The following is a 21,691-nucleotide window of genomic DNA, read 5'->3' as shown; positions in this document are numbered from 1 at the left end:
GGTATTCCACCGCAATTACTTTGCTCGTTAGCCGGTATCGGGGGGGCCGACGGCGCTGCCTAGTATAGGCAGCCGCATGCCTGCCGTCTCAACCTGCCTTGGCCGATTTCACTGAAAACCGGTAGCCGGTACCGCGCACGGTCTGAATAAAACGATCGTAGCCGAAGGGAGCCAGCGCCTTACGCAGACGGCGGATATGCACGTCGATGGTACGGTCTTCCACATAGACGTTAGCACCCCATACTTGGTCCAGTAGCTGGGTGCGCGAATAGGCCCGCTCTTGGTGGCTCATGAAAAATTCCAACAGCCTGTATTCGGTGGGCCCCATGTCCACGGGAGAATCGTTGGCGCTAATGCGGTGACTCACCGGGTCCAGGCACAGACCTTCTACTTCAATGGCCTTTTCCGCCGCGACACTAGACGCGCGCCGCAGCACGGCTTTAATGCGGGAGATTAGTTCACGAGTGGAGAAGGGTTTGGTGATGTAATCATCGGCGCCAACGTCCAGCCCTTGAATCTTGTTATCTTCTTCGCTTTTCGCAGTGAGCATGATGATGGGCACCTCGTTGGTAGTCTCATCACGCTTCAGCCGGCGGGCCAGTTCGATACCCGTGACCGACGGCAGCATCCAATCCAGCAGCACCAGATCCGGGCGCTCATCGACGATGATCTCATGGCCACGTTGGGCATTCTCTGCCTCCAGCACATCGAAATCGGCCAGTTCAAGGGCGACGGCGACCATCTCACGAATAGCAGGCTCGTCATCAACAATCAATATACGGTTTCGGGACATGGCTTCCTTCCTTGCCTGTCTTGTGAGTGGCGTGTGCCGCTCGGGATGTTATCTATTAGATTGCTTTTTTATGACATGTGTATGACAGATAGAGCCCCGCCACGCAACAACGCAGGTTAAGACGAACGGAAGGCCTGCAACCATCTGGCGACAGCCCCAAGCCACAAACGACAACACACGCCAGGCCTTAAGATACGGTAATAATATGCCCTCGATTAGCCGCTCAGGTGGACCGAATTATCCCTTTCGTCCCCCTTGAATCGCGGCGCCGAACACCATTAGGTGGCACTCTAAGACACCCCCGCTATAGGGGACTTGTAGCGATTCAAAAATACTGAAAATACAACCCGATAAACACGCATGCTCCGGCCCAATGATTATTCAGAAATGCGTGAAAGCTGGGCCAGCGTTCACGGTAGCGGATCAAGCTGTGCTGAAAGGCAAAGCTAAGGCTCATTCCAACCAAACCGGCGTACCAGGGCCAGGAAAAACCCAGCCGGTGGCCGACCATAATCAATGCCAATAGTGTCAGGGCTTGAAGGATGGCGATCATCAGGCGGTCGGCATCGCCAAACAGGATGGCGGTGCTTTTGATGCCTAGCTTCAGGTCATCTTCACGGTCACACATAGCGTATTCAGTGTCGTAGGCCACCGTCCACAGCACATTGGCCACGTACAGCAGCCAAGCGATTTCCGGCACTTCACCGGTTTCAGCGGCAAACGCCATGGGGATGGCCCAGCTGAAGGCAGCGCCCAAGAAAAGCTGGGGCATAAAAGTGAAACGCTTGGTAAAGGGATAAAGCACTGCAAGGCCCAAGCCGCCGAAAGACAGCCAAAAGGTCAGCTCATTGAGAAACAGCACTAGCCCAAAAGCCAATAGACCTAAGCCGCCAAACAGGGCCAGAGCCTGTTTGGCGCTGAGTGCACCGGTGGCCAGCGGACGTCCCTGAGTACGTTCTACGTCGCCATCGAAATTCCGATCGGCAAAGTCATTAATCACACACCCCGCCGCCCGCATGATCACCACGCCCAGAAAGAAAACCACAATAACGGTCAGGCTCGGCGTACCGGCCCCAGCAATCCATACCGCCCACAGCGTGGGCCATAGCAGCAACAGCGTGCCGATGGGGCGATCAAGGCGCATTAACTGAATGTAGGGCCAGAGAGTCGGGTAACGCTGTTCAACAAAGGCAAACATGGGGCATCCGAGTTGTCAGGGCGAAGATGAGTTTCAAACGACAAGCGACAAGTTTCAAGGCACGAGCCAGGAGGATAACCAATTAAAAACGCGACAACCGCACCGCGTCCGTGGGCTCTCCCCTAATAGATGCATAGAGATAAGCTTTGTCGTGTAGCCACGACGCTTGCACACAACGTGCGACGTGCAGCTTCTCCCACAGCGCGGGCAGAAAATACTCCGCCACCAGCAGGGGCGCGCCGCGTTTGATAAAGCGCGATTGGCGACCCCAGCATAGCGAATGATGTTGGTCAGTCGAAGCGAGTCGGGCCCACACCTGATCCCGCTGGCAGATCGGGCGGTTATACAGTTCAAGGCCAAGGGAGCGGCTACCCATGTGCCCCAGGGAGCGGTTTGCACCGGCAAGGCTAGTGAGCGGCAGCACACTGCGGGCAGCAACCACCGGGGTATCATCCAGATGCAGTGTCACTTCACGGATCAATGCAGCGCGCCTTACCGGCAGCGATAACAGCCGCCGTTCATCGGCTCGAGGTAAGGCAATAGCATGTAGGCCGGGAACCACGCTGAAGTGGCCGTAGCGCTTGAGACGCCGTGTCAGAGAGTCTGGATCAGCCATCCAGTCCCGAATAATCGGGGGCAGTACCAGCTGTTCCAGTGGGCGCCAAAGGCTATCGGGGTGCAGGGCAGCAGGCAACATGGCTCTCTCATGATATCGCGCACTATCGCGGGCGGCAGGACTATGGCCCATGTCTTACGGTAGAGCAAGCGGCGCCCTAGTGCTTCAGGAATCAGAGAACAGCAACCTTGAGCTTATGTAAGACGGTGCCGGCTGGCATTGATTTTTTTGCCTTACGCCGATAGGTTAACGCCCCCTGAGAACGCCCTGTATGTAGCACAGTAAGTAAGAGCTTACTTTACCTGACGAGGTTCACAATGAAGAAGTGGGAATGTGTAGTGTGTGGTTTCATCTATGACGAAGCCGAAGGTCTGCCCGATGAGGGTATTGAGCCGGGTACCGCCTGGAACAACGTGCCGGAAGATTGGGTCTGCCCCGATTGCGGCGTGGGCAAGGACGACTTTGAAATGGTAGAAATTTAAACCACTACCTCAGTCACTCCGCCTGTCCATTAATTGTTAAGGATTACTCATGCATCCTATTGTCATCGTCGGCACCGGCTTGGCCGGTTTCAACACCGTCAAGGAATTCCGCAAGCTGGACAAAGAAACCCCCATCGTCATGCTCACCGCAGACGACGGCCGTAACTATTCCAAGCCTATGTTGTCTGCCGGCTTCAGCAAGGGGAAAACCGCCGATGACCTGTGCATGGCTACCCCGGAAAAAGTGGCTGAGCAACTCAATGTTGACGTTCGCACTGGCGTGCATGTAGCCGGCATTGATGCCACTAACAAGCGCGTACTGCTGCCCGATGACCACCTGGACTACAGTAAACTGGTACTGGCGCTGGGTGCCGACACCTGGACACCGCCGCTGGAAGGCGATGCAGTGGGCGAAGTGTTTTCCGTCAACGATCTAATGGACTACGGTAAGTTCCGAGCAGCCGTGGAAGGCAAGAAGACCGTGACCATCCTCGGCGGAGGTCTGATCGGCTGTGAATTCGCCAACGACTTATCCAACGGCGGATTCAAGGTATCTTTGGTTGAGCCCATGGGCCGTTGCCTACCATTGCTACTGCCTGAGCAAGCCTCAGAGGCGGTGGGCCGTGGGCTGGCGGATCTGGGCGTGCAGTTCCACTTTGGCCCATTGGCCAAGGCTGTACATCATGGCGATAACGGCCAGTTGGTGACCGAATTGTCCGATGGTAGCCAACTGGAGTCCGACGTAGTGTTATCGGCTATCGGTCTACGCCCGCGTATCAGCCTGGCCAAGGAAGCAGGGCTGGATACCAATCGCGGCATCCTGACCGACAAGAGCCTGCGTACCAGCGCGGAGCATATCTATGCGCTGGGCGATTGCGCTGAGGTGCAGGGCCATGTGCTTCCCTACGTTCTACCGTTAATGGCGTCTGCCCGTGCCTTGGCAAAAACCCTCGCGGGTGAGACCACTGAAGTCAGCTACGGCGTCATGCCGGTAACCATTAAAACCCCGGCATGCCCAGTAGTGGTATGCCCTGCTGCAGAAGGCAGCGAAGGCGCCTGGGAAGTGGAAGCCGAGGGTAATACCGTGCAGGCTCTGTTCCGTAGCAAGGATGGCAGCCTGTTGGGTTATGCGCTCACCGGTGAAGCGGTCAAAGAGAAAATGAAGCTCAACAAGGAACTACCGGCAATAATGCCGTAACAGCCACAAGCTGTTAGCGACAGGGCGCGGGCGGGATAAGTAAGCGAGACGAATTCTCTTGCCCCGCGCTACACTATGGAACAGCCATAGAAGTCATTGGCTTGCATGGCCTATTTCCGTATTGCAATTTGACGCTTGCCCCTGACAGACAAGGATTTCTCATGAAATTTGCACTGGTATTGCTGGTTCTTGGTTGGCGGTTACGCTGGTTGGCGTGGCGTAACACAGGCTTTCAAAAGCAGCTGGAGAACCGCAATGTGGTGATGCAGTGGCGCACCTTCGCGGGCAAGCCGGCGCGCAGTTTTCATTTCATGCCAGGCAAGGTCGTGTCCAAGGCGGGTATTCACGGCAAGCCCACGGTAACCCTGAATTTCAAAGACGCAGGCTATGCCTTCCGCACCTTGCAGGAAGCGGGCAAAAACCAGATGGCGTTCATGGAAGGCATGCAGGCCGGTAATATCAAGATCGAAGGCGATCCGGGCCAGCTTATGTGGTTTATGACTTTAATGAAATTCATCATGCCCGGTGGCAAAAAGTAAACGCTGCCCCCTTACTCTGCTCTTTACGCGCAACCTAAGGCTACATGCTGGATTACGCACGTAAGGAGCTCTTGTAGCTCGAGTGCACCCAAAGGACACAGGCCTGAACCGAGAGCCTCAGTAGCCAAACGCTCTCCAATCCATTTGCTTCAAGGACGGTATATGTTGATGGCTCAACGTATTTTTGCATTCTGCTCGCTCCTATTGCTGGCGGCCTGCGCCACCACCACCGAAACCAATTCCACCTGGCAAACCAAAACCGACGAACCACGGCCGAGCTTTGCCCACCTGTATGTGCTGGTGCTGTCAGAAAACCCAGTGGCCTCTGCTGCTGTAGAACAGCAAGTAAAGAAGAGCCTGACCAAGCGCAAGGTGGAGACCACCTTAGGCAGCACCACGTTGCCGGCAACTAACCGGCAGGCAGCGGATTTTCGAAGCAAGGTTGAGCAGGCTGTAAAAGATAGCGACGCCGATGGGGTCATGGTGGTGACACTATTAAAGAGCCAAGAGCGTGACGAATACATGCCGCCCACGGTGGATTACCTGCCTATGGCTTCGGCGCCCATGTATCTTGGCTATGGCCCCTATGTAAGCTACAGCCATCGCGCGCTGTACCAGCCAGGTTATTATCAGAGCGCCACTGACTATTACCTGCAAACCCAGCTTTACAGCGTCAAAACGGCGAAGCCCGTGTGGCAAGCTCAATCTCGCAGCATGAGTCCCTACAGTCTGAAAAGCGGTGCCGAGGGCTACGCCAAGAGCGTGGTAAGTAAGCTTGACCGTGATGGCGCCCTGAAAAGATGATCTTGCCTAGCCGGGAGCCAGAGCCCGGCCTAGCCCCCCCTTGCTTTGACTCTATCTCAAGCTCTACCTTCCGATTCTGATTCTGACCATTGGTCCCCCACCGTGATTCTATCTCGCTTAACGCTATGGCGATCACCATGCCGAGGGTATGATTAAGGGTACTAGTAAGTTTGCATGGGCCAGGAGGCCCGTTGAGGCCAGAGGGGACGGCATGCATTCAACCATGAAAACGCTGCTTGAGCAGATGCGAATCACCGAGATGGATATCGATGCTCGAAAGCGTCTGCTGGATTTCAATGATGATGATGTGGACGCGCTGCTACAGTGCCGACCCCATGTGGAGAGCCGCCTCGATGATATCGTTGAGATATTCTATGGCATTCAAACCAGCAACCCGGATATTGCTGCGCTGATTGGGGATGTCGATACTTTAGAGCGACTGGTGAACGCCCAGCGTCATTACATTCTGGACCTATTTTCCGGCGTCTACGACTTAGAATACACCAACAACCGCCTGCGAATTGGCTTGGTGCACAAGCGAATTGGCGTTGAGCCAAAATTCTACCTTTCCGCAGTGCATTTGCTGCACCGGTTGCTGGTAAAAAACATTACCGAAGCCATTGATGCCAGTGCAGAGCGAGACCGCGCCTTGAAGGCGCTGGACAAGCTAATTTACTTTGACGTCACCTTGGTGTTTGAAACATATATCTTAAGCTTAGTGTCGGAAATCGAAACGGCAAAGGATCGTACCGAAGAATATGCGCGGGCACTGGAAGAAACGGTTGCCATGCGTAATGGCCAATTACGTATCGATGCCCTCACCGGCCTGACAACCCGCCGTTACCTTAACGAAGTCCTGCACCGAACGGTGAAGGCCGCTCAACGCCGCAGAGAACCAGTAGCGCTGATTTTCGTGGACGTGGATGCCTTCAAAGAAATCAATGATCGGCGCGGTCATGCCTATGGTGATCGAGTCCTTGTTGAGCTTGGCAAGGTGCTAAAAGAAACCGCCCGAGGTGAAGATACTTGTGTGCGCTATGGTGGCGATGAGTTCTGCGTAGTGTTGGCCAACAGCACTGAAGAGCAAGCGGAACTTGCCTATTGCCAACGGACTCGACGACTGCTGGCGGAGCGATTGCCAGAGGTCAGTATTAGCATGGGCGTGGTGCAGACGGGGCCGGATCATTTCGAAGACGTGGATGCATTGCTGTACGCTGCTGACCAGCGCATGTATTTGAACAAGCCTAGCCGGTGTGAACTAAACGCTGAGATCATGCATGATGGCGACGTCGACCCCATAACACCCAGGCCATGAATACTCCCCGGGCTGCCATGAAGCCATTCATGGTTAACCACAGGCCATGGTTATCCCAGCCACGGGAGCATACCCAAAGCATAAAGAAGACCCCCACTGACGCCAGCATGGTGTTGCGCATGGCGGTACCCCAGGTGGCGCCGACAAAGATCCCATCCAACCAAAATCCGGCGCTAGCGGTAACGGGCAGCAATAATACCCAAGGCAGATACTCGATGGCCGTGTCACGGATCGATGGCAGGTCGGTGAGTAAACCAATCAACGGTGCGCCGCCTAAGCAGAATCCCAGCAGGCCCACCAGCGCACAGCCGATGGTCCAGCGGCCGGTAGCCGCCACGGCGTCTGCAAAGGCTTGGTGATCCTGCCTGCCCTGAGCTTCCCCCACCAACGCTTCCGCAGCATTGGCAAACCCGTCCAGCAGGTTACTCAGGATTAGTAGAAAGGTAATCAGTACCGCATTGGCCGCTAGCGTAGCATCGCCGAGCCGTGCGCCTTGGGCGGTGAAGAAAAAGAAACACGTCAGCAGCGCCAAGCTACGAATAAAAATATCCCGGTTCACGGCCATCAGTGCCCACATAGCCACAGGCTGCCACACGGTTTCCCTATGCGCGGGCGGTCGCAGGGCAGCGCGCAGCCAGAACAGACCACCGGCCAAGCCCACATATTCTGCGCAGGCGCTCGCAATGGCCACACCACGGACATCCAGATTCCAGACCTGTACCAGCAATATATCCAGCAACGCATTGGTACTGTGCATCAACACCGTCATTTTTAAGGGCACGCGGGTGTTGTGGGTGCCGATGGCAAAGCCAATAAGGGCAAAATTGGCCAGCGCGGCAGGAGCACCGAGAATGCGGATGTTGATGTAATCCCGCGCCAGCCCCTGCACCGCATCACTGCCGCCCAGTAGCCACAGGCCCGCATCGCGCAGCAGCGGTGACAACAGAATCAGGGCAAACCCGAGCAGGGTCGATAGCAGCAAGCCACGCAGTAACACCACACGGGTGTCCCGCTTGCCCCCCTGCGCTTGAGAAGCAAAGCCGGTGGTACCCATGCGCAGGAAGTTGAATGAAAAATACAAGAACATGAAGAAATTGCTGCCCAACGCCACCGCCGCCAGGTAGCGAGGATGCGCCAGATGGCCTACCACCGCCGTATCCATAAGCCCCAGCAACGGGGCGGTCAAATTGGACAACAACAACGGCCAGGCCAGCATCCAGATACGTTGGTTGAGGGTCACACTCATTCAAACTCCGGAAAAACCCTTCTACTACGCCGCTGTAGGCATTCTCATTCAGGGGCATGAATCTTGCTCAGCACGGCATCAACCTGAAGGCCCATCAGTCATGCCAGGGTGCGACAGGTTCAGACCGATATCCGATTGCTCGGCGAGGGTCTGGTTCGCACCTTAAGAGGTGCTCCTACCAAAGAGGCTTGTCATGACCCCCTGCGCAACAGCGTCAGCACAAACAAGCTGCTGGCGGCCACCACGATGGATGGACCCACCGGCGTGTTGGCGTACCAACTTACCGCCAACCCGACCAGCACCGACAAGGTGCCCAGCACGCTGGCCACCGCAGCCATCTGTGCTGGCGTATGGGTCAGACGGCGGGCGCTGGCGGCGGGAATCACCAGCAACGAGGTAATCAGCAGCACGCCCACGGTGCGGATGGCACCGGCGATCAGCAGGGCCAGCAACAACATCAGTAATAGCCGGGTGCGTTGTACTGCGATGCCTTCCACCTGGGCCAGTTCTTCGTTGACGGTAATGCTGAGCAGTGCCCGCCACTGCCACAGCATCAGCATCAGAATGACCATGGCGCCTACCCACAGGCCGGTCACATCCTGCCAGCCTACGGCGAGCAAATCCCCGAACAAGTAGGCGAACAGATCCACCTGGATGCCGGTTTGCAGGCTAATGGCGATGACCCCGAGTGCCAGGGTGGTGTGGGCGACAATGCCAAGCAGGGTGTCTCCGGCCAGTTGCCGTTGCCGCTGCAGGCCGCTGAGGGCGGCAGCCAGCCCCAGGCACACCGCCACCACCGCCACATACAGGCTGATATCCAGCGCTAGCGCCAGCGCTGCGCCCAATAGCGCGCCGTGGGCCAGGGTGTCGCCAAAAAACGCCATGCGCCGCCACACTACAAAGGCACCCATGGGGCCGGAGACCAATGCCACGGCCAGCCCGGCCAGTAATGGCGGCAGTAACAATTCAATCATGATTGCAGGGCCCGTTGTGATCGTGGGAATGCGTGGCATTGCCGTGCAGATCATGGTCGTGATCATGATCGTGGGTGTATAGCGCCAGGTTAGGTGTACCGGCACCGGGGCCGAACAACTCGTGGTAGGCCGGGTCCCGGCTTACCGACTCCGGGCTGCCGGAACAGCAAACGTGGCGCTGTAAGCAAATGACTTCATCGGTGGCCGCCATGACCAGATGCAGATCGTGTGAAATCAACAGGATGGCACAGCCCAGCTCGTCACGAACGGTCTTGAGCAGGCCATAGAGAGCATTCTGCCCGGCCACATCCACGCCCTGGGCAGGCTCGTCCAGTACCAACAGATCCGGCTTGCGCAGCAAGGCGCGGGCCAGTAGTACCCTCTGCATTTCTCCGCCGGACAGCTGCTGCACCCCGCGCCGACGCAGATGGGCCACCCCGGCCCGCTCCAAGGCCGCCCGGCGGGAGGCCGTAGGCCCCGGTGCCGCCAACCACAAAAAACGGTCCACTGTGAGCGGCAGGCTGTCGTCGATCTTGATGTGCTGGGGCATGTAACCCACCCGCAGGCCTTTACGGCGGATCACCGTGCCATGGTTACTGTCTGGCTGCACTAGCCCCAGTACAAGCCGCGCCAGCGTGCTCTTACCGGCGCCGTTGGGGCCAATCAGCGTAGTGATGCGACCGGGGGCCAGGCTCAGGCTGACGTCAGACAGCACAGCGTTGCCTCCTAGCGTAACCGACACCGACTGCACAGTGACCAAAGGTTCTGGCATAAGAAAAGGGCCCGAAGTACAAAAACGTAATGATATACTGCCGCTCTTTCGCCTGCACTGAAGGGCGAGTTAACCGCAGCAAACGACAAGGCGCGCCAGAGGCGATGCAGGCTGCCTCCGCCAGATAGGGTTTCTGTTGTCGGTGCGGCTGAGTCGTTATTCGAGTGGAGCTACGCCCATCCCGCACCTTGCGACTTGGAGGTTGCTCCTGCTGCGTCATTTCAATTCAAGGAACCCCATGCGTCATTTCTGGTTAATCCTTTTGTTATTCCTTGGCTCCCCAGCCTGGAGTCAGACCGTGGTAGCCAGCGTGGAGCCGTTGGCGAAGGTACTGCGCAGCCTCTATGGTGAAAAAATTACGGTCACTACTTTAATGCAGGGCAACCAGAATCCGCATCAGCTGGCATTATCCCCTCGCCAAGCGATGGCGGTGCAGCAGGCGGATCTGGTGGTGTGGTTGGGCGCGGACGTGGAGGCTCCACTGGCGCCTCTGGTGGCGCGCCGCAAGGGCCGGACTGTGACCTTGCTGGAACTGGAAGGCGTGTACCGGCGCAAGGGTGAGCATCAGCACCATGAAGATCATGACCATGAGGGGCATGCTGCCAGCACCGACCCTCACCTGTGGTTATCCGTGGATAATATGGTGTTACTGGCGGGCGCCGTCGGTCAGCAATTTCCGCACGGGCTAACGCCGGGCCAGCCCCAATTGTGGCAGCAGGAGGCCAAGGCTCAGTTGCAAGCCGAGAAAAAGCAGTTGATGCCATTGGCGCAGGTACCCTGGCTGAGCTATCACCAGCCTTGGGGTTATCTAACCGAAAGCCTTGGGTTGGCCAACCCGTTGGTGGTATCAGAACAACTGGGGGCCGGGCCGGGTAGCCGTCGTTTTGTCACCCTGGCGGGGCAGGTGCGAGACCAGCAAGTGCGTTGCGCGGTTCAGGAACCGGAAGCTCGGGCCGGCCTGCTCAAACGTCTGTGCCCAGACTGTTACGTACAGCCGTTGGATCCGTTAGGACGCGACTCCTTACAACAGAAGTACCTGCCCTGGTTGTCAGAATTGAGTAGTGGGTTTGCTCAATGCTTACAAGCCGCCAAAGACACCTGAGATTCCAGCTCACCGAGGGGACGTGTGGCGCAACATTGTCCGGCGGTGCGGTGTCTGAGCATTGTTGGGCAATCTAAGCCAGACCTGAGGCCAGAAGGAATGCTGCTAGTACCATTTTAATGTTTGCGATCATAGTGTTACTGGTCCAGCCGCACTATTTAATGGTAATTCGTAACGCGCCATTTTGGCCATGTGTCGGGAAGTCAGGGCGGGTCAATAGAGGGTAACAAAGAGTTGAGTCATTGAGGCAACCTCCGAAACGAGTATGCTGATGCGCTTGATCTAAAAAACGGTAAGCCTGGATGTCGCATAACAACACACAATCATTGGCGATCGCCTGCTGGGATTTATCCTGGCTGCTTCAGCGCGATATTCGCGATGGTGCTTTTGCTTCGCTGGAGCGTGTGTTCGATGAGACTCAACAACGGGGCTTTAATACCCTGCGGTTGGACCCCTGCCCCCACTTGATCGCTACCCCTGAAAACGGCATCCATATGGATCGCTGTGAACTGATGCCCCAAGGTGCGCCTGCGACTGAGGTAAAAATTCGTCATCAGCTCCAGCAGGTATTGCAATCGGCCCACGAGCGGGGACTGAAGGTTTGGTTCAGCAGCCGTTTCATTAATGACAGCCGCGCCCGCCGGTCCTTTGTGCGGCGCCCGGAAGATTATGTCCGGGTATGGAGTGAAACCCTCTCGCTGATAGAGCAGTGGGGCTATCTGCACAATGTAGCAGGGGTTGATTTCTGCTACCAGTTTCCTTCCCTACCCTATGCCCACGGCGTGGCCAGGCGGGTTTTCAAGCGCTCGCCAGAGCGCTCGTTGCCATCGCACTGGTCCGCTGCCGCCGGCGAGCGACTGGAGGATTACCTGCGCGAAGTCCCCCGCGCGTTGCATGCCTTGTTTCCGTCGGTACCCGTCGGCCTGAGCACCACCGTGGCGCTCAGCGAACAGTTTCGACAACTGGACACCAGTGAACTGGATTTCCTCGATTTCAGTGTGTGGCTAGATAATGATCCACGCTATCGACTAGCCAGCGGCGACGCCCTGCCGGCTTCCGGCATGCTAGGCAAACTGGCCAACCCTATGAAGCAGCTGTTGCTGGATGCCGGCGGTATGCACTGGCAGCGGCGGCTGGAAGATCAGCTGCAACGGCGCATGGCTTTTACTCGCTTGCGTCGGCTACAACCGGTAATCAGTGAAGGCTTCGTGCGCCAGCCGCAGAATCTGCACAAGCTGCCTACCGGCTGGGCAGACCTGCACGAGATGATGGTAGTAAATGCCTTGACCCAAGGGGTGGAAAGGCTAACCCCGACCTCGTTAGCGTGTCCAAATTACCCCTGGTTGTGGCAGGAAGAAGAGTACCTCGCCCATCTGAATCACCTTATTCTATCTGGTCAATCATAGCCGCAAGCCACATCGTGCCAAGGTCTGGCTATTTACAATAGCCACTGGCGTCGCGCCAGAAACGTTAGGGCCTGTTTGCCATTGAAACCTGATCAAGCTGTTGGGGACCAAACACGCCGTCATCCAATATATTTGCCGCGTAGAAAGTCATAACCTTTATTTTAGAAGAACTAAAAATGCGTGGCGGTGAAAACGAAGCTTCTGTGAACGGCACGATCAAACCAACGCCGTTTGCCCCTCTGTTGGGCCGCCCAACCAGCATAGCGCCGATACTCGCACAGTGGGCGCAAGTCGAGGTGTGGGCACCGGAATCACCGGCCTGAATAGAAAAATCATCGTAAATCACCCCTCCAAGCATCTTTAAGATGCAATTTAGCTGTACACGAAGGAGGAATCCGGGTATCTTTACTCCCAGCTAAAAGATCGTACTTGAATCACGCACTTCATTTCGTTGTTTTCTCTGTATAACTCGTCCTGCAGTTCCGAAGTCCAAGTCCCCGTTTTTCAGCTACTTACGCCATTGAGGCGAAACTTCATTTTTTCAGGAATAGTGTTATGTCTACAGTTAAAGGCACCGTTAAGTGGTTCAACGAAGCAAAAGGTTTTGGTTTCCTAGAGCAGGAAAACGGCCCAGACGTTTTCGCTCACTTCAGCGCCATCACTGGTTCCGGTTTCAAAACCCTGGCTGAAGGCCAAGCGGTTGAGTTCACCGTAACCCAGGGCCCTAAAGGCCCACAGGCTGAGAACATCGTCGCTCTGTAAGCGATCGTTCCAGTTAAAAAAGGCGCCCTTGTGGCGCCTTTTTTGTGTCTAATTTTCTCTAACGCATAAGCATCTCATGGCATAACCCCTACCCACATTGCCCCATTTGGGGTATACCCTGACTTAACACCAAGCGCCATAATCATCATTGCATTCGCCTGAACACTTATCTGATAGGGAACTTGTGATGAAGAAACTCACCTACGCCACCCTGGCTCTGGCCATTTTTGCTGGCGCCGCAATTGTGTCTGAAGTGCCTCTGGTCGATGAAGCTCGCGCAGAATGTAGCAGCATCTGGGCCAGCTGTTCCGAATCAGAAACATCTGAGCTGCAATCCGAGCTAGATAATGCCGGCTGACCTCTCCGGGCCGCCCGCTTGGGCGGCCCATCCCCGCCAAAATGAAACAGTTTTTTTCTAGCAGAAAGTATGCAGAAGCGCGCCTTTTCCTTTTACTGATGGCGGGCTCTCTGGCGATTCTTTTCAACCATTTCTACCACGTAACCTATAGCGACCTGTCCCAGTGGAAAGGCGGAGGCATGGGCATGTTCTCCACCCAGGATGCCCCCGGCACCCGGGTAGTTTCGATTATGCTTGAAACCCCAGAGCAACAATTTCTTGCCAACAGCCAAGCTTTAGGTCGGCCACTTGCTCATTTCAATGCCATGCCGACGATAGAGAACCTTCTATCCCTTTGTCACTATGCAGCCAACAAAGTGTGGCTACCTAGTGGCACCGTGAGAACCGTTACCCTGAATGACCAAACCCTGCGCAGCTACGCTGTCGCCGGCCTTTCCGGAGACAAAACCAGCAGTCATCAGCCTCTAGCCGTAACAGGCTTGCAGCTGGTGGCATGGAAAACCTTGCTTGACGTGCCCACCGGCGCCCTTACCCGCACCCCTCTGGGCAGCGCCTACTGGAATAACGCGGAGGGCTGCCGTGTTAAACACTGACGCCATCAACCGGCGACTGAGCACCACCCTCACGTCGCCGCTATTGGAAAAGTTGTGTGGCCGGGAGCAACAGGATTTTCTTGCCGTCGTTGGGGCTTTAACTCTGGGCATCCTGATTTTTCATGGCTTTCCCCATGTCTATTTCGCCATCCCTTTCCAACTGTTGGTCATCAGTTACCTGGTCTGGCCAGCGCTACTGCGACAAGGCCCCTTCTGGTTTGTGGTCTTTTTATTCAGCTCCGCAGCCTTATGGTTGAACTGGACACACGCGGATAACCACAAATACCTGCTTTGTTACTGGGTATTCAGTCTGTTTCTAGCATTCGACAACACGATTGATCGGCCCGCTTTTCTAAGGCGCTGTGCTCGTTATCTGCTTTTCTTCACCATGATGATGGCCGTGGTACAGAAAACCCTCTCTCCGGATTACCTAAGTGGCGATTTCTTTGAGTTTATTCTCATGACAGATAGCCGCTTTAGTGCTCTGGGCTCACTGGTAACGGGGATGGATGGCGATATTTTCTCTGAAAACCGCCAACTTTATGTACGGGCACTAGACCCCTTACTTGCCGACCAACCCACCGCCACACTGCACAGCTCTGAGGCCTTGCATCGCTTGGCGTTGGTGATTACTTGGGTCAACTATGTAGACCAAATTGCCATTGCCGTCATGTTACTGCTTCCACTCTCCCGGCGCGGTGAAATTTTCAAACATCTGCTGTTGATGGCTTTTATCATTCCTGTTTACGCAGTAGCTCCGGTCATCGGGTTTGGCTGGTTGATCATCATTTGGGGATATTGTCTGGTGCCTAACGACGTGGCCGGCTTAAGGCTAGGCTACTTGGGGTTATTCCTGTTACTTTGTATCTACGAGTTTCCTTGGCTGAGCCTCTTGGTTTATTCCCCATGATCCCCAATCCAAACGACACCTATCTGGTTTACGATGGCGAATGTCCCGCCTGCCGTAACTATGTGCGCTTTATCCGTTTCCGTAACACGATTGGGCCATTACATCTAATTGATGCCCGCCAAGCGCCGCAATGGGTAGCCCATATGCAGGAAAAGGGCATTTCCTTGGATGACGGCATGGTATTACTCCTCAACGGTCACTATCTCCATGGCGCCGATGCGGTGCACCATATCGCCTTACTCAGCAGCCCAAGCGGCCTATTTAATTGCATTAATGCTTTTGTGTTTCGCTCCCGCAAGCTGTCTCGTTGCCTTTATCCTGTGCTTAAAATATGCCGCAACACACTGCTGTTTCTTATGGGGAAAAAGCCGCTAAATACCCACTAACCTCTACCCATTTACCCCGCTCCAAACCCCTTACCAGCATATCGAATACCGTGGTGCGCTAAACACAGATTTTTCTATACTTAGCGGCTCACCGGTTCAGGGCGGATCAAGACTCAAACAATTCTTTGATGGGCATCAAATCCGGGTATTGCGCCTGTTCTTTCTTCGCCTGGGCTTGAAAGGTCAACATCATATCGTCGGGCCGGAACATACCCGCTTGCCATGTAGCCATGTATTTCAGGCTATCCTCAACACTGTGGTCACGGCTGTAATTAAGCATTTCCTTGCAGCCCATCACCGCCAGCGGAGAATTCGCAGCTATATCCGCAGCAATGCCCATCACGGCCGCTAGCATGTCATGCGTATTACCGTAAACACTATTGACCAGCCCTTGCTCCGCCGCCTCTTGGGCGCCAAACTTGCGACCGGTATAGGCCAGCTCCCTCACCAGGCCTTGGGGCATCAACTTAGGCAGACGCTGAAGTGTACCCACATCCGCAGTCATACCCAGCGGGGTTTCCTTGATGGTAAAGAACGCGTCCTCTGTGCAGTAACGACTGTCCGCCGCACACACCAAATCCAATGCGCCACCAATACAGCCTCCCTGAATCGCTGCCAGCACTGGAATTCGCACCTGCTCGAGCACACTCAGACAATCTTGCAGCTGCAGCACCACCCGGCGAAGGTTCTCTGCCATTCGTCCCGGGTCCCCTCCCATTGGGGCACCACTAGGATCCGAAAACACCGCCAAATCCATGCCCGCAGAAAAGTGTTTGCCTGTGGAAGAAATCACCACCACTCGAGCATCAGTGCTCGCCTCTATATCCCGCAAGCAACGGGGCAACTCCAGCCAAAAATCCTTGTTCATACTGTTCAGCGATTCAGGACGGCTGAATTGCACGTGGGCAATAAAATTTTGCACGGTAACATCAAACGAGCGGTATTCAGGTAACGCAGACATGCGTCTTCTCTCCCATTGTTATAAGCACCATTGCCAATGGCTTCCGGCATTTGCAACACAGCCTTACCCAATCTGCCCACATTGAACAGATCCGATCACGCACTAAACTGTGCTCATGACGACATTTTAGAATTCGCCCCCCCACCATTAGTACCCAATCCATTAACCACCATTTAGTGTTCCTAGAAACACCATAAAAAACGGCGCGGGGAGCTGGCGCGCCGTTTTTCCTCTGCGTGCTTTCAAGGCACGCAATGATCAATTCATCTCTCATCCCCAAAGCAATAAGAACACCAGCTCGCACAACACCACGCTGGCCCCAAGCGTATCACCGGTATAGCCGCGTAGGTGTCGCCAAAGATATCCACCCCACAGCAACGCCACCACAACAACAGATAACAGCGCAGGAATTACCGCACCCGCCAGAGCCGCCACAACCACGGTCAGCGCGGTAGCCACACACAACCGCTGCGTACTAAACCCTTCTGCCACCGGTTTGCTTTTACTGGTATTTGGATCCGTTACATACGGCAAATATCGCATTAACCACAATGGCGTTAACCGGCTAACGACCGGGCTCAGCAATAAGGCAAGCCAGACCGTTTTCGCCTCCGCCAGCAACAGGCCCTTTAACCCCAACGCCATGATCAGCGCCACCGTCCCATAGGTGCCAATGCGGCTATCTTTCATGATTTCAAGGCGCCGGGCCACGGTATAGCCACCCCCTAGCGCATCCACGCTGTCCGCCAGCCCATCCTCATGAAAAGCCCCGGTGATCCACAGGTGGAACACCAATATTAGCGCCACACAAATTCCAGTGGCCCAGAAAGCATCGAGCAATACAAATAAGCCCGCGTACAGCGCGCCCAGCAACAGCCCCACCAGAGGAAAATACACGCTGGAGCGATTCATTAAGGTCTGGCTGTAATCAATACGTACCAGCATCGGTATTCGGGTGAGAAAACCCACCGCCAGCCAGAACGCCTGCCACTCTTCTTGCCAGTCTCTGTGGGTAAACCTTTGCTGCGCGTGGTGATGACTTTGATGCTTCTTCATTAGGCTTCCTGCTATCAATCACGATAAGGCTATCTCTTTTCCCGCTGCGCGACGCCATACCGAACAAGGCGCACAACTAGGCGCCCAGGCTAATGATAAAATGCGACGTGGAGACGAGAAAGAACGCCTTCCTCTCGCCCTCGGGGGCATCCCCCCGCTGGCCAAAACAACGCAACGGCCTGGCGCTGCGACACATTACTGCACGGAAGCGCGGCATAACTCCAGCCATCGTTCGATCCCCGGGCTACGGTACTTTTGGCGGTGCAACACAAAATAGAATTCCCGATTGAAGTCACGGTGTGGCACCGACAACTCCACCAAAGACCCTCGCTTGAACGCCTCTTGCAAGCACACCCGCGACAGACAACTAATCCCCAACCCTGTTTCCACCGCCCGTTTAATGGCCTCAGTGTGTTCCAGCTCTAGGGCCAGATCTAACTCAGCCACCAGGCCATGCAAAGCCCGCTCGAAGGTCTGACGAGTACCCGAGCCCGACTCACGGACAATCCAGTGGGCCGCGCGCAGGTCCTCATCAGTAAGCGCTTGCTTACTTGATAGCGGATGATCCGGGCTACAGAAGACCACCAGCTCGTCCTCCCGCCAAGGTAACAGCTCCAGATCTGGATGATTCAGCTCACCCTCTATCAGGCCCAGATCCAGCTCAAAGCTCAGCACCCGATCAACAATGGAGCGAGTATTAGCCACCTCCAAGTGCACCCGGGCGCCGGGCTGCTGAGCCATGTAATCCGCCATAATCGCCACCGCCAGATAATTGCCAATGGTCAGAGTGGCGCCCACATTCAGACGTCCCAAGTCCCGGCGGGATTGCAGATCGGATTCCAGCTCACGGGCCTGGGCCAGCAGCGCTTCTGCACGGGGCCAGAACTGGCGGCCCAGCTCATTGAGCTTCAATCGCTTGCCGGCCCGCTCAAAAAATTTTATATCGTAAAGGCCTTCCAGTTCCTTAAGTGCCCCGGAAGCCGCCGACTGAGACATGCTCAGATGGTGAGCCGCATGGCTCACATTTTCAAAGTGCGCAATGGCCAGAAAGACTTCCAGCTGCCTGAGGGTATAGCGCATGACCATCTCTTTATGATTGAATGAGAATTATTATTAAATGAATGATATCGGATTCCCCGATAAGATCTATCGGTATAACCCATTTTACCGATAATCTCCATTCGGTTAAATTTCCACCATCTGGAATTTTGGAATAAGCGCTGATTTAACTATGTCTAATTTGAATACCGAAACCGTCAAAAGCGTTCGCCACTGGAACGACACCCTGTTCAGCTTTACCACCAGCCGGGACCCGGGTTTCCGTTTCAAAAACGGACATTTCACCATGATTGGTCTGGAGCAGGACAACGGCCGCCCACTGCTGCGCGCCTATTCCATTGCCAGCGCGAACTATGAGGAAGAACTGGAATTTTTCAGCATCAAGGTGCAAGACGGCCCGCTGACGTCCCAGCTGCAAAACATTCAGCCGGGCGACAAGATCTACGTGAGCCGCAAGCCCACCGGCACGCTAGTCGCCGACCACTTGCTGCCGGGCAAAAACCTGTGGTTGCTATCCACTGGCACGGGCCTCGCACCGTTCATGAGCATCATCAAGGATCCGGAGGTGTACGAACAGTACGACCGCGTCATTCTCACCCACGGGGTGCGTCATGTCTCCGAGTTGGCCTACCAGGACACCATTGAACACGAGCTGCCAAACAACGAGTTCTTCGGTGAGTTCGTTAACGGCAAACTGCTCTATTACCCCACCGTCACTCGAGAGCCGTTCCGCAACGAAGGTCGCCTCACCGACCTGATGACCAGCGGCAAGATTTTCGAGGACCTGGGCCTGCCCAAACCAAGCCTGGAAAACGACCGCTTCATGCTGTGTGGTAGCCCGGCCATGCTCAAAGACACCACCAAGATCCTCGACGACTGGGGCTTCAAGGAAACCCGCGGTGGCGAGCTGGGTGAGTACGTGATCGAACGAGCGTTTGTAGAGAAATAACACAAGACGCAACATGTTTTTCGCTGTATTCAATACGCGATAGCAAGCGTTTGACGTTCACCGCCACTTTTTTGGGGTCTGTCTCATTCTCCGCAACGCAAAAACTTCGTTAGGCATGCCGCTCTCGCCACTGGCTGGGCGTCATGCCCATCGAGACCTTAAAAGCGCGGGTGAAATTGGCCGGGTCGGCAAAGCCCAGCAACTGGCTAATACGCTGAATTTCCATATCGGACGCTGCCAGCAGATGGCAGCTGTCACGGCGTCGGGCTTCTTCTAGCAGCGACTGAAAGCCCAGCCCCCTTTCCTGCAAACGGCGCCGCAAGGTACGTGCTGTTAGGTGTAGATGTTCGGCAAGCTGCTCCGGCGTCGGGTAGCCCTCAGCATCGAGAACTAACAGCTCACGCACCTGACGCAGCAGGGTATCGCCTGGGGCCAATAAGACACTCTCCCGCTCACATTGGATCAAAGCCTGACTCAATGCTTCCGGGTTTGCCGTGGGCAACGGGCTGTCCAGCCACCGCACCGCATCCGCCGCCCATATACCTGCCCTAGCTTGACGATAACGCACCAAAACCACACTATCGTCCAGGGTTTGGGCTGACGCCATCGGCTCGCCCTGCAACCAAATTTCCGGCATCAGCGACAGGCCCGGAAGGATAAACCGCATGCCACTGGCCATGCTGCCCAGCATGGAGCCCAGCACCAGATCTCGCACTGTGGCTGGCAACATCACTTCCGGCAGCAACTCAAAAAACAGGCCGCTACCTTCGACCTTTACTTCAAGGGCGGCACTACGGCCCCGCAGGTCCCAGAAACGTTCCAGCAGGCCAATCGCTTCCCGGGCGGTACCCGCACACATGAGCAGGTAGCCTAAGTTGCCGTGGGCAGTCAGAGGCATACGCTGCCCCACGGCCAAGCCAATGCCGTTGTCGCCGGTCAAGGCTGCCGCGGCCGCAAATACCTGAACGGTCTCCTGCAAAGACACTTGCCCAGAGGGGTCGTCCAACCGTGACGGGGCTAACTCGGCCCGCGCCAGCAGCGTATCCCGATCGACTCCCCGCTGAACAGCCACATCCACACACATGCGTGGATAGGTCACCGGCTGATTCCTTTGGCGAGTCCAGTCGGGGAATTGTGTCCAGGGTATGGTTGTTTTCGGCTCAATCAATTTGGCCACCAATGACAAGTGCTTTGTCCGCCAAGCATCTCACGCCCCCACTGCACTCACCAGTACCGTATAGGCCATCTCCCACCGTTCCTTTTCCGCCAGGAGGCTCAATATGAATGCACCGGCAAAGCCGCTTCACGATAATCCCGCCGATAGCCGACCGGCCATGATGATTCCCACCGTCCGCCGCCCGGAGTTCGACCTAGCTGACGATGTGCCTAAATACTGGTGGGATAGCGACCCGGTTAAAACCTTGATGCTCAGCGCCCTGTCTGCCAGCTTTCCCGCCGGAGAGCGATTTTTCATCGACTCAGTGCGCCATTACCAAGACCGCATTAACGACCCGGAGCTGAAAACGGCGGTACACGCTTTTATCGGCCAAGAAGCCCACCACTCCAAAGAGCACAAACTGCTCAACGGCTACCTGGAAGAGCGAGGGGTTGGCCTTGGCCGCTTAGATCGTGAAATTCAGGTTTTTATGGACTGGATGCGCAAGAACCTGTCGCCGGAACGGCAGCTGGCCCACACCGTGGCAGTGGAACATCTCACCGCATTAATGGCCGAGGAGTTTCTGCTCAAGTATAGCGCTCTGGATGAAATGGATCCGCGCATGGCGCCGATCTGGGCTTGGCATGCCATTGAAGAGTCCGAGCACAAGGCAGTGGCGTTTGATGTGTACAAGCAAATCGGGGGCAGTGAACTCACCCGCATCACAGAAATGGCCTTCGTGAGCGTTCTATTCCCGCTCTTTTCTACCCTGCATTTGGCACAACTAATGAAGGAACAGGGCGAGTTGACCAATGTGAAGTCGTGGCTGGGCGGCCTCAATTATATGTGGGGCAAACCTGGGGTATTCCGCAAGCTGCTGCCCTCCTACTTCAGATTCTACAGCCCGAGCTTCCATCCCTGGCAGCACGATTCCCGCGACCTTGTGGAAAAAGCCAAGAAAAAATGGCTCGGTAACTGGGCCTGATTTTCATTTTTTCAGGAGACTACACGCCCGGGCGCCTGATGCTTTAAGTCACAGATACCAATTTAAAAAAT

At 55.6% G+C, this 21,691-nt stretch carries 24 protein-coding genes; 14 read left to right on the top strand and 10 right to left on the bottom strand.

The features are described from left to right. Positions 1-88: 88 nt before the first annotated feature. The 3 genes from phoB to ABO_RS00825 all read right to left on the bottom strand — a co-directional run bounded on the left by phoB (position 89) and on the right by ABO_RS00825 (position 2,688). Positions 89-793 (bottom strand): phosphate regulon transcriptional regulator PhoB, encoded by a 705-nt coding sequence (phoB, locus tag ABO_RS00835; protein ID WP_011587463.1) that lies wholly within the window; start codon positions 791-793, stop codon positions 89-91. Positions 794-1,118: 325 nt separating this feature from the next. Further along, complete coding sequence (gene ubiA, locus ABO_RS00830; RefSeq protein ID WP_011587462.1) at positions 1,119-1,991, bottom strand: 4-hydroxybenzoate octaprenyltransferase; 873 nt, start codon at positions 1,989-1,991, stop codon at positions 1,119-1,121. A gap of 82 nt (positions 1,992-2,073) precedes the next feature. Next, positions 2,074-2,688, bottom strand: coding sequence for a chorismate--pyruvate lyase family protein (locus ABO_RS00825; RefSeq protein WP_011587461.1), 615 nt, complete (start codon positions 2,686-2,688; stop codon positions 2,074-2,076). Between the two features lie 236 nt (positions 2,689-2,924). On the opposite strand from ABO_RS00825, the gene rd reads away from it, so the two are divergent. From rd to ABO_RS00800, 5 genes are all read left to right on the top strand, one after another. After that, positions 2,925-3,089: a rubredoxin gene (gene rd / locus ABO_RS00820; RefSeq protein WP_011587460.1), complete on the top strand. Its 165-nt coding sequence runs from the start codon at positions 2,925-2,927 to the stop codon at positions 3,087-3,089. A gap of 49 nt (positions 3,090-3,138) precedes the next feature. Continuing rightward, on the top strand, positions 3,139-4,287 hold the full coding sequence (locus tag ABO_RS00815) for a rubredoxin--NAD(+) reductase (RefSeq protein WP_011587459.1): 1,149 nt from the start codon (positions 3,139-3,141) through the stop codon (positions 4,285-4,287). 161 nt (positions 4,288-4,448) lie between these two features. After that, positions 4,449-4,826: a hypothetical protein gene (locus ABO_RS00810; RefSeq protein ID WP_035461490.1), complete on the top strand. Its 378-nt coding sequence runs from the start codon at positions 4,449-4,451 to the stop codon at positions 4,824-4,826. Between the two features lie 162 nt (positions 4,827-4,988). Then, entirely contained in the window at positions 4,989-5,630 is a 642-nt protein-coding gene (locus tag ABO_RS00805; protein WP_041704614.1) for a hypothetical protein, read from the top strand. A gap of 211 nt (positions 5,631-5,841) precedes the next feature. Then, positions 5,842-6,945 (top strand): GGDEF domain-containing protein, encoded by a 1,104-nt coding sequence (locus ABO_RS00800; RefSeq protein WP_046961615.1) that lies wholly within the window; start codon positions 5,842-5,844, stop codon positions 6,943-6,945. On the opposite strand, the gene ABO_RS00795 is transcribed toward ABO_RS00800, so the two are convergent. The 3 genes from ABO_RS00795 to znuC all read right to left on the bottom strand — a co-directional run bounded on the left by ABO_RS00795 (position 6,902) and on the right by znuC (position 9,937). Beyond that, positions 6,902-8,191, bottom strand: coding sequence for an MATE family efflux transporter (locus tag ABO_RS00795; protein ID WP_011587455.1), 1,290 nt, complete (start codon positions 8,189-8,191; stop codon positions 6,902-6,904). The two genes, ABO_RS00800 and ABO_RS00795, sit on opposite strands and share 44 nt — an antisense overlap. 191 nt (positions 8,192-8,382) lie before the next feature. Beyond that, the gene (znuB, locus tag ABO_RS00790; RefSeq protein WP_035461496.1) at positions 8,383-9,165 is read right to left on the bottom strand and encodes a zinc ABC transporter permease subunit ZnuB; all 783 of its coding nucleotides are present in this window, start codon (positions 9,163-9,165) and stop codon (positions 8,383-8,385) included. Continuing rightward, complete coding sequence (znuC, locus tag ABO_RS00785) at positions 9,158-9,937, bottom strand: zinc ABC transporter ATP-binding protein ZnuC (protein ID WP_011587453.1); 780 nt, start codon at positions 9,935-9,937, stop codon at positions 9,158-9,160. Before znuC ends, znuB begins: the two co-directional genes overlap by 8 nt. Before the next feature lie 238 nt (positions 9,938-10,175). On the opposite strand from znuC, the gene ABO_RS00780 reads away from it, so the two are divergent. The 7 genes from ABO_RS00780 to ABO_RS00750 all read left to right on the top strand — a co-directional run bounded on the left by ABO_RS00780 (position 10,176) and on the right by ABO_RS00750 (position 15,454). Beyond that, positions 10,176-11,039: a metal ABC transporter solute-binding protein, Zn/Mn family gene (locus ABO_RS00780; RefSeq protein WP_011587452.1), complete on the top strand. Its 864-nt coding sequence runs from the start codon at positions 10,176-10,178 to the stop codon at positions 11,037-11,039. Between the two features lie 302 nt (positions 11,040-11,341). Next, a complete protein-coding gene (locus ABO_RS00775; RefSeq protein ID WP_011587451.1) occupies positions 11,342-12,445 on the top strand; it encodes a cellulase-like family protein in 1,104 nt (367 codons plus the stop codon). A 555-nt stretch (positions 12,446-13,000) separates the two neighbouring features. Further along, positions 13,001-13,207 (top strand): cold-shock protein, encoded by a 207-nt coding sequence (locus tag ABO_RS00765; protein WP_007149147.1) that lies wholly within the window; start codon positions 13,001-13,003, stop codon positions 13,205-13,207. Positions 13,208-13,394: 187 nt separating this feature from the next. Continuing rightward, a complete protein-coding gene (locus ABO_RS14440) occupies positions 13,395-13,565 on the top strand; it encodes a hypothetical protein (protein WP_155849272.1) in 171 nt (56 codons plus the stop codon). A gap of 41 nt (positions 13,566-13,606) precedes the next feature. After that, positions 13,607-14,158, top strand: a complete 552-nt coding sequence (locus ABO_RS00760; RefSeq protein ID WP_011587449.1) for a hypothetical protein — start codon at positions 13,607-13,609, stop codon at positions 14,156-14,158. Further along, positions 14,145-15,068, top strand: a complete 924-nt coding sequence (locus ABO_RS00755) for a hypothetical protein (RefSeq protein ID WP_011587448.1) — start codon at positions 14,145-14,147, stop codon at positions 15,066-15,068. The genes ABO_RS00760 and ABO_RS00755 overlap by 14 nt, the downstream gene beginning before the upstream one ends. After that, positions 15,065-15,454, top strand: a complete 390-nt coding sequence (locus ABO_RS00750; RefSeq protein WP_041704602.1) for a thiol-disulfide oxidoreductase DCC family protein — start codon at positions 15,065-15,067, stop codon at positions 15,452-15,454. The genes ABO_RS00755 and ABO_RS00750 overlap by 4 nt, the downstream gene beginning before the upstream one ends. 106 nt (positions 15,455-15,560) lie before the next feature. On the opposite strand, the gene ABO_RS00745 is transcribed toward ABO_RS00750, so the two are convergent. The 3 genes from ABO_RS00745 to ABO_RS00735 form a co-directional block, all read right to left on the bottom strand. Further along, entirely contained in the window at positions 15,561-16,415 is an 855-nt protein-coding gene (locus ABO_RS00745) for a crotonase/enoyl-CoA hydratase family protein (protein WP_011587446.1), read from the bottom strand. Positions 16,416-16,685: 270 nt separating this feature from the next. After that, the gene (gene cobS, locus ABO_RS00740) at positions 16,686-17,471 is read right to left on the bottom strand and encodes an adenosylcobinamide-GDP ribazoletransferase (RefSeq protein ID WP_011587445.1); all 786 of its coding nucleotides are present in this window, start codon (positions 17,469-17,471) and stop codon (positions 16,686-16,688) included. Between the two features lie 195 nt (positions 17,472-17,666). Beyond that, positions 17,667-18,551 (bottom strand): LysR family transcriptional regulator, encoded by an 885-nt coding sequence (locus tag ABO_RS00735; RefSeq protein ID WP_041704598.1) that lies wholly within the window; start codon positions 18,549-18,551, stop codon positions 17,667-17,669. Between the two features lie 151 nt (positions 18,552-18,702). On the opposite strand from ABO_RS00735, the gene ABO_RS00730 reads away from it, so the two are divergent. Further along, on the top strand, positions 18,703-19,479 hold the full coding sequence (locus ABO_RS00730; protein WP_011587443.1) for a ferredoxin--NADP reductase: 777 nt from the start codon (positions 18,703-18,705) through the stop codon (positions 19,477-19,479). Positions 19,480-19,588: 109 nt separating this feature from the next. On the opposite strand, the gene ABO_RS00725 is transcribed toward ABO_RS00730, so the two are convergent. Next, positions 19,589-20,578, bottom strand: a complete 990-nt coding sequence (locus ABO_RS00725) for an AraC family transcriptional regulator (protein ID WP_231868095.1) — start codon at positions 20,576-20,578, stop codon at positions 19,589-19,591. A 181-nt stretch (positions 20,579-20,759) separates the two neighbouring features. On the opposite strand from ABO_RS00725, the gene ABO_RS00720 reads away from it, so the two are divergent. Continuing rightward, positions 20,760-21,620 carry a metal-dependent hydrolase gene (locus tag ABO_RS00720; protein WP_011587441.1) on the top strand — a complete coding sequence of 287 codons (861 nt, stop codon included), beginning with the start codon at positions 20,760-20,762 and terminating at the stop codon, positions 21,618-21,620. Positions 21,621-21,691: the final 71 nt, after the last annotated feature.

The organism is Alcanivorax borkumensis SK2 (assembly GCF_000009365.1).
Taxonomy (GTDB): Bacteria; Pseudomonadota; Gammaproteobacteria; order Pseudomonadales; family Alcanivoracaceae; genus Alcanivorax; species Alcanivorax borkumensis.
The sequence above is the reverse complement of the archived record's forward strand: the minus strand, read 5'-3'. Positions and strand labels throughout refer to the sequence as shown.